Source organism: Thalassotalea sp. ND16A (assembly GCF_000764205.1).
In the GTDB taxonomy this organism is placed as follows: Bacteria; Pseudomonadota; Gammaproteobacteria; order Enterobacterales; family Alteromonadaceae; genus Thalassotalea_A.
This window is the reverse complement of sequence record NZ_JQDZ01000009.1, coordinates 120,919-134,090: the sequence shown is the minus strand read 5'-3', so window position 1 is coordinate 134,090 and position 13,172 is coordinate 120,919. Positions and strand designations below refer to the sequence as shown.

Here is a 13,172-nt window from a genome sequence, read left to right as displayed (position 1 = left end):
CTAAATAGGTCGATTCAGCCAATTTTGGAGAGTAAATGATGAAAGGCGGTATGGGCAACTTGATGAAACAAGCCCAACAAATGCAAGCAAAAATGGCAAAAGCTCAAGAAGAGATTGCCAAAATGGAAGTAACCGGTGAAGCCGGTGCTGGCATGGTTAAAGTTACGATGACAGGCAACCATAATGTCCGTCGTGTTGAAATTGACGAAAGTTTAATGGAAGACGACAAAGACATGGTAGAAGACTTAGTGGCTGCCGCATTTAACGATGCAGTGCGCAGAGTCGAAGAAACCAACAAAGATAAAATGGGCGCGTTAACCGGCGGCATGCAAATGCCTCCTGGCTTTAAAATGCCGTTCTAATTTTTATTATAAAAATTATATTAAAACAGCGCCCTAAAGTGATTTAGCGGCGCTGTTTTTGATTTAAACGATAAAAAGCAAAAACCATGTATTTTCATTCGATGAGTTTTAAATGCTGCAATTAGGCCGATTCTCTGCGAATCAATTCTGGCGTGAAGCGCAAGGTTTCTTTGCTAATTTTAGGACTGGATACCAGATCAAAAGCGGTTTGGATCATTTCTTTGATCGGCGGATTTACCGTCGTTAATGAAGGAATAAAATTGCGTGCATGAGGGATATTATCAAAGCCAAATACTTTAACATCTTCGGGGACTCTGATATTAAACTCATGCAGTGCGCGAATAATTTTTGTTGCCATAATATCATCACCAGCAATAAAAACATCAGGCAGCTCTTTTAACTGCTTAATACCACTTTTTACCGAGTTGACTGAACCATCACAAATAACATCTTCAAGGATGTTAATACCTTGCTCGCCAAGCGCTTTAATATATTGTGTTTTAAAGGTTTCGTGCGAAAGGCTATGGTTAAAAAATAAAGTGACGTTGCGGGTTTGTTGTTTTTTTAAATAGCTGGTAATTAAGTTGGCGCTACGCGATTCATCCAAACAAATATTGGCACCAATCTTATCCGTGGTAAAACCAATTTGCACGCTAGGGATCGATTTTTGGCTAAAATTTTCATACCAATCTTTTTTTCGATCACTACCAACAATAATTAACCCTTCAATAGAGTGTTTGGCGAAGGCGGAGATGTCTATGCTATCTTCGTCACTGTGGTTTGAACCGGCGAGTATTAAAGTAAATTTTCTTTGTTTGGCGATTTTGTGCAACTCTCCGAGGATAATGCCGAAATAAGGATCTTCAAAATCATAAGTGATAACCCCTAACGTTTGAGTTTTTACCCCTCTTAACGATAATGCGGCTGAATTTGGCGTATAGTTTGTGCGTTTCGCTTCGTCCAGGACTTTTTTAATGGTCTCTTGGGCAACACCAATTTCTTTTGCTTTCCCTGATAACACTCGGGATACCAGGCTGATTGATAGTCCTAATTTATCGGCAATACTTTTTTGAGTGGCCATAACGTTCCATTGATAACGATTTATTTTTCTTTAGTTTATCTGAACAGGCTTTAAATATCATGGAGGTAGGGACGTTTATTTCAAATAAAAAGCCCCTTAAGTTATGTCCAACTTTAAGGGGCAGTTCTATGTTGCTGTTTTTTTATATGGTATTTCGGAATCTCTAGCCTACTAAGCCGTTCGAGTCGCAATTGCCGGTGAAATTTTTGCTGCTTTCCTCGCTGGATACAACACCGCAACCTGACCTACCAAGTAGAGCACAATCACACCCATGATAATTAATCCTGGGGTAATTGGCGCCATTGAAAACGTACTCACTAGCCAGATGTTCAAACCAATGGCACCACCAACGCCAAGTAAAACACCAAAACTTGAGATCATCAGGTTTTCTATCATAAAGAAACTGATGATCTGGCCTCTCGTCGCCCCTAGTGCCCGACGGGTACCAATCTGTTTGGTTCGGCGGTTAATGCTGAACATCGCAAGACCGACAATACCAAAACCGGTAATTAAGGTCAGTACGGCGATGACTGAGGTTAAGATTTTATTGACCGCATTATGGGCGCGGTAACTGCGCTCACGAGTATCGTCCATGGTGGTTACCCGGCGAATGATCCGGCCTTTATTGCTTTCACTCAAGGCTTTTTCAATAATCGGCATTAGCTCATCTCTGCGACCTGCTTCGGTTCTGATCATGAAACGACCACCGGTGGTTTCCATTTTATACGGCACCAACATACTGCGCTCGACGCCACTCCAACCATTCCACGGCGCTTGCAGTGATTTTACGATGCCGGTTATTTGCATCGGTTCGGCTTGATTTATGTATGCCGTTTGCCCTAATGCTGATTGCCAGTCATCCGGGAACAATGCCAGCGCCATCGCTTTGGTAATGATGGTTTTTGCTGGCCAGTTGTTTTGGCTTGATGCTCGCCATTCAATGTCGGTTTGGCTAAAGTTTTCACCCGCCAATAATTCCAACCCCATGGTATTGATCGCATGGTCATCAACCATGTACACGGCAACACCGGTGGAGTCCTTGCCTTCTCCCGCTTCGGTTTGCAGGCCCATTGACCAACCGCCGCCACTCATCGGAATCGCATTGATTTGAATGGCATCGACCACACCATCGGTCTGCCTGAGCAGCGCCAGATCATCTTCCAGATACACTTGCTGATTATAATCCTGAGCAAACACGGTATTACTCAGATAAAAGATATTCGCTTCATCGAGACCACTAGGGCGGAGCATTTGCTCACTGCGTTGTTGCATCATAAAAATGGCATTTACCATAATGGTTAAGGTAAGCGCTATTTGTAGACTGATCAGTAACGCGCCTACTTTATTGCGCAACAGAGCGCGAAAAATTAATCCTAATTCTTGCATGTTTTAGTCCTCTATTGGCTTTTCAATTGCTGTGATGGTTGCACGTTACAGGCACGCCAGGTTGGATATAAGCCGGCGAATATGCTGGTTAATATCGCCAAACCTATGGCCGAAACAATCATGGTGCTATCTAAACCGGTTAAGCCTTTGAGCATATCACCATAAAGTGAGGCAATGCCTTGTAACCCTAACCAGGCAAACACCAGGCCTAATAGACCACCGGCGATACCGATACATGCCGACTCAATAATGTATTGCGCAAACAGAGTACGACGACTGGCACCAAGCGCTTGGCGAAGACCGATTTCTGGCGCCTTGCCAATAAATTTGGCCAATAACAGGCCAACGGTATTTAACAAACACACCAATAAGAACATGAATGACATGGTCATCATCATGATCGCATCGTCGGCAACCACTTGTTGTTGTTCTAACCATTCCATTACGTTATTTAAGCGGTTGTTTATTGGTCGTTCAAAACGGCCAAGCGCTTTTTGTTGTTCAACATAAGCACCGAGGAAACTCATATATTCCTCTTTTGCCTGGGCATTGGGCAGTTCAACCCAAAATTGCAACCATACACATTCGGAGTTTAAAAATGCCTGAAAACCATCACCGCTTGGTTTCCAGCAATTGGTGTTACCACTGCGGCCAATTTTTTCTTCGGCAATCATTGAAAATGGTACAAAGATCTCTTCCGAGTCATTAAAGGCACCGGTGGAAATGTCATAAAACCTGGGTTTAGGATCCCAGTAATCGATAACGCCAACCACTTTGAAATAGTTACCGCCAATTTTGATGTTTTTGCCAACAGAATTTTCACCGCCAAACACTCGTTGGTTGGTCTCGTTGTTTAATACCACTACCTGCTGTTTATTGTCGTCGCTACTTGCATCCCAGCCGCTACCGTAAAGGAACGGTACGTCAAACATAGTGAAAAAGTCAGCCGAATTGGCTCGCGCAGTTACCATAAACGGCAAGGCATCGTCACCTTCTGGCTCTATTACCGCATTCGCCTGGGCTTGGATATTTTGACGAAACGCTTTTTTCGCATTCATCAAGTAGGTACCATCACCATAGGTTAACTGCTCTGGTGGTGAGCCATCGTCATTATACGGTTCATTAACATCCCAGCTATCAAGCTGCACGTTATATAGCTGGCTGCTTTTATGTGGAATAGGGTTGGCAGACATCAAATAATTAACCGTTACTGTGGTCATTGAGGCACCAATGCCTAAACCAATGGCAGTGATCATGACTAAGCTTAAGCCCCAGTGTTTTATTATGCTGATCCAGGCCAGGCGAAGATAATAAGTAAACATCATTCGCTCCTTAAGCTATGGCTTGTTCGGTGGCGTTAACTTCTGCATTGTCACGAACCACATCAAGCTCGCTCACCCGGCCATCTTTTATTTGAATTTTTCGAGTCGCTCTGTTGGCCAAATCATCATCATGGGTCACCATAATGATGGTCGTGCCTTGCTGGTTAATCTCTTCTAACAACGTCATTACGCTTTTTGCCATTTGCGTATCTAAATTACCGGTGGGCTCATCGGCAAGTAAAAATCGTGGGTTGGTTGCTAAGGCGCGGGCGATGGCGACGCGCTGCTGCTGACCGCCGGATAACTGGCTCGGCAAGTGTTTCATTCTTGAACCAAGACCAACCATTTCTAAATGATGCACAATACGTTTTTTACGCTCTTTTGCGTTTAATCCCTGATAGCGCAGTGGCACATCGACATTGTCATAAAGGTTTAAGTCGGGAATTAAATTAAAACTTTGAAAAATAAAGCCTATTTTTTCATTACGAGTTTTCGATCTGTCTCTGTCATTGAGCTTGCTAATATCAATATCATCCAGCATAAAGGTACCACTGGTGAAATTTTCCAATAAGCCGGCAATGTTTAAAAATGTGGTTTTGCCCGAACCGGAAGGGCCGGTGACACTGATGAAATCGCCTTCGTTTACTTTTAAATGAAAGTCACGCAAGGCATGCGTTTGCACTTCGTCAGTTTGAAATACTTTACTGATGTTATTCATGGTTAACATAGTGTTTCCTTTTCTTGGATTCTTGTCCGTCAATTCACATTGACTGATACTGTGTCTTTAAATGTGTAGTTAAATGCTTATTTTTAATTTTTACTTGTTTTCTATTCGAACGTTTATTGAGTAAGCATTACTTGCTCGGCATTTTTAAAAATATCGGTGCCGGAAATAATAATTTGCTGACCTGGAGTTAAGCCTTTAATAATTTCAACGCTGCTCAAACTTCTGGCACCGGTATTGATTGCGGTTTTGGTGGCAATACCGTTGTTAACAACATAGGCAAACTTGCCGTTGGAGCTATCGAGAAATTGGCCACGACGAACTTGCAACACATCTGTCCGTGCTTCTAACAAAATGCGAGTATTTAATCGTTGGTTTTGGCGCAGCCCAGGTGGCATGGCCTGTTCGAAGCGTACCCGTCCGGTAACCTGATTGTTCAGTATTTCGGGGGAAATTGTTACCAGACGAGCACTAAACAGTTGCTGATCAAAGTTGATTTGCACGTCCATGCCGATGGCTAAATCGTCGGCATAGCTTTCAGGGATATCCACTTCGACCTCAAATTTCGATAAGTCGACCACCATCAAAATGGCCTGGTTTTTGGCTAGGTAGGTTTTGTTTTGCACGTTTAAATTACCAACAATGCCATTCACCGGAGATTTTACTTCTAACGCTTCGACCTGACGTAGCAAGTCTTTCACTAACAATTGTTGGCGTTGAATCTGCAAAACCAGCGATTGTAAATCGAAATCGAGTGACTCTTTATCTAAGTTCGCATCGGCCACGGCGTGCTCATGCTGTAATTTTGCATTGGCTAAATCGTCTTGGGCTTTTTCAAAGTCAATTTGACTGATGGCTTTTTTCTGATATCCCTGATCGGCTCGACGTTTTTCCCGCTCTGCCGTGGTTAACGCAACTTGTGCTAAATCAACCGCTTTGTTATCGATTAGCAGCTGTTTTTTGGCTTGGATTTTTTGTCGTTTTAATCCGGTTTGTAAATTTTCCAGACTGGCTTTTTCCTGATCGTAACGACTGGTGAGCTCTGGGCTATCAATTACCGCCAGTGTTTGCCCGGCGGCAACTTCGCTACCCGCTTCAATATTGAAACTGATTGTACCCTCCGCCGGGCTATAAACTGTTGGTCTGATGGCCGCAATCACCCGGCCTTGTACCGAAACGTCGCGCACAAAGTCGGAGCGGTTAATGGTGGCAATTCTTACCCGTTTTAGCGGCACTGACAGCTCCGCCTGACTCCAGCGGCTGGCGGCTGGCGCAAACTGCCAAATGGCTAAGCCAAACATGCTGACGATAGCGGTTGCCCAAATGATTTTTTTGTTGCTGGTTTTGTTATCTTTCACCATCACATCTTGTGAACTGGTATCTGCAATTTTCATAAATTCCCCCGAATTTTAGAACGACTAAATTTTGTTTATCTCAGCTTTAGTCGAGGCAAGTTTGAAAAAGGTTGTAATTCATTAACAAAACATTAACCCGTAGATGTAAGAGAATGTTTCAGAAAGTGATTTAGGAGTGACAAAAAGGCACGTTGTTGGTGGTTAATCTTGTCGCAAACATAGTGAGTTAACGGCAATTGTTGCAGTGAACTTTGGTTAACTGATTGACTGAGTAGGGAAAAAAGATTTATTGTTACTATCACACTATAATTGGTCTATGAATAATGCTTTCAACTAATAGGAGTTTATATGGCTAAGCAAGGTTCTGGTGGTAACGTACTCGCCGCAATTTGCAGTTTTTTTATTCCTGGGCTTGGACAATTAGTGCAAGGTCGGATACTACCGGCAATTCTGTTTTTTGTCTTTGCCGCTATTTTTTGGGGACTGTCCTGGATGGTTTTCCCGATAGCTTTGGCCGCGATAACGCATTTGTGGGCTATTCTCGATGCTGCCCGTTACAAACATTAAAGGAAGATAATGAAAATAATTTATCAAAGGTTATTCTTACTGGTTAGTCTGTTTAGTTTGCTTGCCTGTCAATCGGCCTATTATTCGGCAATGGAAACCGTTGGCCAGCATAAACGCGATATCATGGTCGACCGGGTAGAAAACGCCCAAGATGCGCAACAACAGGCACAGCAAGAATTTAAGTCGGCGCTTGAGCAGTTTTCTGAACTTATTGCCTTTGATGGCGGTGATTTGGCCGAGCAATATGAACTTACCAACGATCATTACCAGGCAAGTAAGAAAGCCGCTGAGCAAGTAACCGATAGAATTGCAGGCGTAGAAGATGTCGCCGAAGCGTTGTTTGCTGAATGGCGTGATGAAATTAACCAGTACAGCAGTGCTAAGTTAAAACGGCAGAGTCAGAATAAATTAGGCAAAACCGAGCAACACTATCAATCGTTAATTAAGTCAATGCATCGGGCCGAAAAGAAAATGGCACCGGTACTGGCTGCGTTAAAAGACAATAGTTTGTATTTAAAACATAACTTGAACGCCAGAGCGATAGGAACGCTAGAAGGTGAATATCAATCGATAAAGCGTGATGTACAATCATTATTAACTGAAATGAACAAAGCCATTGCCCAGTCGCAACAATTTATCGATTTGTTGGAGCCTGACTCTTAATCTATACGATTATTTATTCAGTTTCGATGATTTAATGGCATATCTTGTTACTAACCAAAATAGCGCAAACAACAGCATTAAGAGTTTATCCAGGTAACGGCCCCAAACGGTATATGGGGTGGTGCCGGTTACCAATGCTACTTCAGTTTGCAATATCGCTTTACTAAACTGAGGAATGTCGGCGGTGATCTTGCCGTGATGATCGATGACGGCGGTAAGGCCATTATTGGTCGAACGCAACATCGGCTTGCCAAATTCTAAGGCACGCATACGGGCAATTTCTAAATGTTGATCCGGACCATGTGAGGCGCCAAACCAGGCATCGTTGCTTACTGTCAATATCGCATCGGTATGCGCTTTGATATTGGCGGCAAGTTGTTGGGGAAAGGCTATTTCAAAACAAATTAACGGAGCAAAATTTAAGCCATTGGCGGTAATGTTATGCTGTACATAGTCACCGCGCGAAAATGACGACATCGGCAAATTAAATAATGGCGCAATCGGGCGTAATAACTCGCTAAATGGCACAAATTCACCAATCGGTAATAAATGGTGTTTGTTGTAATGGTTGGCATTGCCGTAGTAATAATTTCCCTGGGTATCTTGTGCTTGTTCGTTGCCTAACACCACTAAACGATTAAAGAACTTCCTGGTAGCTGGATCGTAATTGACAATGCCAGTGATCAAACTTGACTGGTGATTGCTGGCTTGCAAATCAAGGTAGCGCAGGTACTCTTGTGACAACGGCTCTATTCTTGGGATCGCCGCTTCCGGCCAAATCACCACATCATTACTGGCATATAACGCTTCTGTGCTGTTTATGTAACTGTCGATGATATTTTCTTCAGCAACTTCATCCCATCTAAGTTCTTGCTTAATATTGCCTTGCACTAAGGCGGTTTTAAAACTTTTTCCTGTGGTTTCTATAAAGTTTAGATTATTACTTATCAGGATTGTGCACAGCACGAGCGCTATCACCACCGCGTTGGTTGTTACTTGAACTTTGTTCGATAGTTGAAAAACCGTGACGCAAGTTAGCATGATGACAAAGCTGATAGTCGTTTCACCACCAATAGGGGCAAGCGCTGCCAATGGGCTGTCTATCTGGCTGTAGCCTAAGGATAACCAGGGAAATCCGGTTAACAGCACACTGCGCAAGTATTCAGTAAATAGCCAAATAAATGGTAAGTAATACAGATTAAGCCGTTTCGTGGCCGACAATTTTGCCGATAAATATGCGGCAAGGGCAGGGAACAGGGCAAGGTAGGCACAAAGCATCAGCATTAACGCTAACGACACAATTAATGGCAAGCCACCAAATTGCTCTATCGATACATGGACCCAGCTGATGCCGGCGGTAAAGTAACCAAAGCCGAAACTAAAGCCATGTTTAACTGCTTGTTTTACGGTATTGTTATTGATTTGGTAGAGCCAAATAATCACCGCGATAAAAGCGGCCGGCCAATAAGAAAATGGCGCAAAGGCAAATACTAAGCTACAACCGGCTAAGAAGCTGAACAACAGTGCCAGTACAGGATGCTTTATCTGAACAGTTCGTCCGTTTACTTGGCTCATAAATGTATTTCTTTATTGTTGTTATGAAAAGCTAGAGTGGTAACTTAGCTGTATAGTTTGTGTATACGAGCGCCTTAGCGCTCGTCGGCAAGTTTACCAGTGATCTCATGACCTTTGGGCACGGTAACTTGTAATTGCTGAATACGACGCTTGTCGGCATTGACAATTTTAAACTCAAAATCGTTTATTTTGGTGCTTTCACCACGGCGTGGCATATGGCCAAACTGATGAATGATAATACCACCTATGGTGTCAGCGGCTTCTTCGTCGAATTCGCTGTTAAAGTATTCGTTAAAATCATCTAGCTCAGTTAATGCCTTCACCTGATAAACATTACCGCTTAATTGACGAATTTCGCGTTCAAGCAAGTCATCATGCTCGTCTTCAATTTCGCCAACAATCAGTTCGAGTATGTCTTCAATGGTCACTAAACCGGAAACACCACCGTACTCATCAACCACTACCGCCATATGGTAGCGCTCTTGACGAAACTCTTTTAATAAAGGTTCAACCCGTTTACTTTCTGGAATAATTATTGCCGGACGCAGCAGTTCCTTGATGGTCAGCTCGTTGGTGTCACCTTTAAATGCATGAGCTAATAAGTCTTTGGCCAGCAATACGCCTTCAATATGATCAATGTCATCGTTAACCACCGGAAATCTTGAATGGGCAGACTCTAAAACAATGGGCAGAAACTCTTCTACCGTTTGTTCAATGTCTATGGTAACCATGTGTGAGCGCGGGATCATGATATCGCGTACGCGCATATCACTTACTTCTAATACACCTTCAAGCATGAGCTTGGTTGACGGCTTGATCAAGTCTCGGTCTTGTGCATCGTTTAGCACTTCAACCAGTTCTTCTTTATTTTGCGGCTCTCCGGTAAATACCTGAACTATTTTTTCTAACAGGGTTTTTGCAGAGCCGTTTCCAGACTGGGAGTTTTCGTCGCTCATAGAGCTTTTTATATACCTATATTAATTAACATTAAGAGGCGATATACGGATCGCTATGGCCTAATTCAGCCAGCAATCTAATTTCTATCGCTTCCATCTCATCTGCTTCATCAGATGTTATATGATCATAACCTAATAAATGCAAGCATCCATGAATGATCATATGTGCCCAATGGGCAAAAACTTCTTTATTTTGATCTTTTGCTTCAAATTCAACAACATCGGCACAAACAATAAGATCGCCTAACAGATCCAGCTCAATCCCTTCTGGCACTTCAAATGGAAACGATAACACGTTGGTGGATTTATCTTTGCCACGATATTGATGGTTTAATTGTTGCGATTCGCTTTGCTCGACCACTCTTATGGTCAACTCAAAGCTCTTTTCATAGGGCTGTAATGCGGTTTCTGCCCATAATTGAAATTGCTCGCTAGTTGGCAGCTGCTTATTGTCACACGCAATTTGCAAATCAACGGTAATGGTGCTGTTAGTCATTAACTTGCTCTATTTAGCGGTGTGGTGTTTGGTGTATGTCTTCGTGCTTTTCATAAGCTTCAACAATTCGAGCAACCACCGGGTGACGGACCACATCTTTGGCTTGAAAGTAATTAAAACCTACGCCTTTAATGTTATCGAGTACTTCAATGGCATGGCGCAAACCTGAGCGTTGACCACGCGGTAAGTCTACTTGGGTGATATCGCCGGTTATTACTGCTTTAGAATTAAAACCAATGCGGGTTAAGAACATTTTCATTTGTTCAACCGTAGTATTTTGGCTTTCATCTAAAATGATAAAGGCATCATTTAAGGTTCTACCGCGCATATAGGCAAGTGGTGCCACTTCGATAACGTTACGCTCGATCAGTTTTTCCACTTTTTCAAAGCCTAGCATTTCGAACAGGGCATCATACAACGGGCGTAAATACGGGTCGACTTTCTGTGATAAATCACCAGGTAAAAAACCTAATTTTTCACCCGCTTCAACCGCAGGGCGAGTTAACAATATCCGACGTATTTCCTGACGTTCAAGCGCATCTACGGCGCAAGCTACGGCCAAATAGGTTTTGCCAGTGCCAGCAACGCCGACACCAAAACTGATGTCATTGATGAGAATGTTTTGGACATAATCGCTTTGGTTTTCATTGCGAGGTTTAATGATGCCGCGTTTGGTTTTAATGGTCACCATTTGCTCAAATTCGTTGGCAAGTTCGGTTTCTTGTTCCAGCACGTTTACCTGGCTTAGCGCTAAATGCAGTTCTTGCTGGCTAATGATGCCAGCTTTGCCTTTTACCACGGCGGTTTCAACATAGAGATCTTTTAATAACTTGCTCACCGCTTGGCAAACAATTTCTTTGCCATGAATTTTAAAGACATTACCGCGATAACTGATTTCTACGCCTAAGCGTCGTTCAATTTTTCGTAAGTTTTCATCCAATGGGCCACATAAATTAACAAAGCGATTGTTATCTACCGGCTCCATCACCAATTCATGGTTAGTTTTGTCTTTGCTCAAGTGCTTCTCTATGTTGTTAATACTGCTATTACTTTAGCTTATTTTACGCTTGCGGGGTATACGTTGCTACACCTAATTCATCAGTGCCATGTTTTGGCATTTGATGATGTTGGTTCGCTAAAATATCCGCAGGAGAGTGAGCAATACGCAAGCCCATTTCATCTTCAGTGCGCACTAATTTACCCCGTAAAGAGTTACTGTAAACATCGGTAATTTCAACGTCGACGAAACCGCCAATTACTGTATGTGGCGCTTCAAAGTTAACGATACGATTGTTTTCAGTACGACCGCGTAATTCCATCGGATTTTTCTTCGATGGGCCTTCTACCAAGATGCGTTGCTCGGTGCCTAACATTTTGCGAGCAATGGACAATGCCTGGGTATTAATTCTGTCTTGCAGGATATGTAAACGCTGCTTTTTGGTGTCTTCGCTGACGTCATCTACAGCATCGGCCGCTGGTGTGCCTGGACGGGCACTGTAAATAAAGCTGAAGCTTAAATCAAAATCGATAGCTTTGATCAAATTCATCGTTGCTTCAAAATCGTCAGCGGTTTCACCCGGGTAGCCGATAATGAAATCGGAAGACATACAAAGATCTGGGCGCGCTTTTTTCAATGCGCGTATTTTTGATTTGTATTCGATGGCGGTATGGCCACGCTTCATCATCGTTAAAATTCGATCAGAGCCACTTTGAACCGGCAAATGCAGGTGACTTACCAATTCCGGAATGTCTTTGTACACCTCAACGATGTCATCGGTAAATTCTACCGGATGTGAGGTGGTATAACGGATACGGTCAATGCCATCAATCGTTGCCACCAAACGTAATAAGTCGGAGAAACGGCAAATACTACCATCGTGCATATCGCCACGGTAAGCATTAACGTTTTGACCCAATAAATTGACTTCACGCACGCCTTGCTCGGCCAATTGCGCAATTTCATATAACACATCATCTAGTGGGCGAGATACTTCTTCACCACGGGTGTAAGGCACAACACAGAACGTACAATATTTACTGCAACCTTCCATAATCGATACAAAAGCTGTTGGGCCATCAGCTTTTGGTTCTGGCAAGCGATCAAATTTTTCAATTTCCGGGAAGCTGACATCAACTACTGAGGTGTGTTCGCCATTTACCTGATTAATCATTTCCGGTAAACGGTGCAGAGTTTGTGGACCAAATACAATATCAACAAATGGCGCGCGCTGACGAATGGCATCACCTTCTTGTGAAGCCACACAACCACCAACGCCAATGATTAAGTCTGGCTTGTCGTTTTTCATGTTTTTCCAACGACCGAGCTGGTGAAAAACTTTCTCTTGGGCTTTTTCCCGAATAGAGCAGGTGTTTAATAACAACACATCCGCGTCTTCTGGCTCTTTAACTTCGGTGAGTCCATGGGTAGAGTCTAGTAGATCAGCCATCTTCTGCGAGTCATACTCGTTCATCTGACAGCCCCAAGTTTTAATGTAAAGCTTTTTACTCATTGCTTATTTGCCCAAAAATTAATCTGTAGTGTACCGCTAACAACCGCTGATTGAGCTCGCGCGCAATCAAATTTGTTCGGTTATTAACCAAAAGGGGGCGTATTTTACTCTTTCTTCCCAGCTGACGCCACTATCATAGCGTTAATAATTTGTAATAAATTGGTATCAATTGCAG

At 43.0% G+C, this 13,172-nt stretch carries 13 protein-coding genes; 3 read left to right on the top strand and 10 right to left on the bottom strand.

From position 1 onward, the window contains the following. Nucleotides 1-35: 35 nt before the first annotated feature. Entirely contained in the window at nt 36-362 is a 327-nt protein-coding gene (locus ND16A_RS17070; RefSeq protein WP_033075986.1) for a YbaB/EbfC family nucleoid-associated protein, read from the top strand. Between the two features lie 121 nt (nt 363-483). On the opposite strand, the gene ND16A_RS17075 is transcribed toward ND16A_RS17070, so the two are convergent. The 5 genes from ND16A_RS17075 to ND16A_RS17095 form a co-directional block, all read right to left on the bottom strand. Further along, a complete protein-coding gene (locus ND16A_RS17075; protein WP_033075985.1) occupies nt 484-1,443 on the bottom strand; it encodes a LacI family DNA-binding transcriptional regulator in 960 nt (319 codons plus the stop codon). Nucleotides 1,444-1,614: 171 nt separating this feature from the next. Next, complete coding sequence (locus ND16A_RS17080; RefSeq protein WP_033075984.1) at nt 1,615-2,829, bottom strand: ABC transporter permease; 1,215 nt, start codon at nt 2,827-2,829, stop codon at nt 1,615-1,617. Between the two features lie 11 nt (nt 2,830-2,840). Continuing rightward, on the bottom strand, nt 2,841-4,154 hold the full coding sequence (locus tag ND16A_RS17085) for an ABC transporter permease (RefSeq protein WP_235281935.1): 1,314 nt from the start codon (nt 4,152-4,154) through the stop codon (nt 2,841-2,843). A gap of 7 nt (nt 4,155-4,161) precedes the next feature. Then, entirely contained in the window at nt 4,162-4,878 is a 717-nt protein-coding gene (locus ND16A_RS17090; RefSeq protein ID WP_033075982.1) for an ABC transporter ATP-binding protein, read from the bottom strand. A 113-nt stretch (nt 4,879-4,991) separates the two neighbouring features. After that, nucleotides 4,992-6,269 (bottom strand): efflux RND transporter periplasmic adaptor subunit, encoded by a 1,278-nt coding sequence (locus tag ND16A_RS17095; RefSeq protein WP_033075981.1) that lies wholly within the window; start codon nt 6,267-6,269, stop codon nt 4,992-4,994. Nucleotides 6,270-6,578: 309 nt separating this feature from the next. On the opposite strand from ND16A_RS17095, the gene ND16A_RS17100 reads away from it, so the two are divergent. Together ND16A_RS17100 and ND16A_RS17105 are read left to right on the top strand one after the other, a co-directional pair. Further along, nucleotides 6,579-6,797, top strand: a complete 219-nt coding sequence (locus ND16A_RS17100; RefSeq protein ID WP_033075980.1) for a hypothetical protein — start codon at nt 6,579-6,581, stop codon at nt 6,795-6,797. 9 nt (nt 6,798-6,806) lie between these two features. Then, on the top strand, nt 6,807-7,460 hold the full coding sequence (locus tag ND16A_RS17105; protein WP_033075979.1) for a DUF2959 domain-containing protein: 654 nt from the start codon (nt 6,807-6,809) through the stop codon (nt 7,458-7,460). 9 nt (nt 7,461-7,469) lie between these two features. On the opposite strand, the gene lnt is transcribed toward ND16A_RS17105, so the two are convergent. The 5 genes from lnt to miaB form a co-directional block, all read right to left on the bottom strand. Further along, a complete protein-coding gene (gene lnt, locus ND16A_RS17110) occupies nt 7,470-9,035 on the bottom strand; it encodes an apolipoprotein N-acyltransferase (RefSeq protein WP_052072794.1) in 1,566 nt (521 codons plus the stop codon). 74 nt (nt 9,036-9,109) lie between these two features. Beyond that, entirely contained in the window at nt 9,110-9,991 is an 882-nt protein-coding gene (locus tag ND16A_RS17115) for an HlyC/CorC family transporter (RefSeq protein ID WP_033075978.1), read from the bottom strand. A gap of 31 nt (nt 9,992-10,022) precedes the next feature. After that, on the bottom strand, nt 10,023-10,487 hold the full coding sequence (ybeY, locus tag ND16A_RS17120) for an rRNA maturation RNase YbeY (protein ID WP_033075977.1): 465 nt from the start codon (nt 10,485-10,487) through the stop codon (nt 10,023-10,025). Nucleotides 10,488-10,500: 13 nt separating this feature from the next. Beyond that, nucleotides 10,501-11,505 (bottom strand): PhoH family protein, encoded by a 1,005-nt coding sequence (locus ND16A_RS17125; RefSeq protein WP_443080261.1) that lies wholly within the window; start codon nt 11,503-11,505, stop codon nt 10,501-10,503. 43 nt (nt 11,506-11,548) lie between these two features. Next, the gene (gene miaB, locus ND16A_RS17130) at nt 11,549-12,997 is read right to left on the bottom strand and encodes a tRNA (N6-isopentenyl adenosine(37)-C2)-methylthiotransferase MiaB (protein ID WP_033075976.1); all 1,449 of its coding nucleotides are present in this window, start codon (nt 12,995-12,997) and stop codon (nt 11,549-11,551) included. Nucleotides 12,998-13,172: the final 175 nt, after the last annotated feature.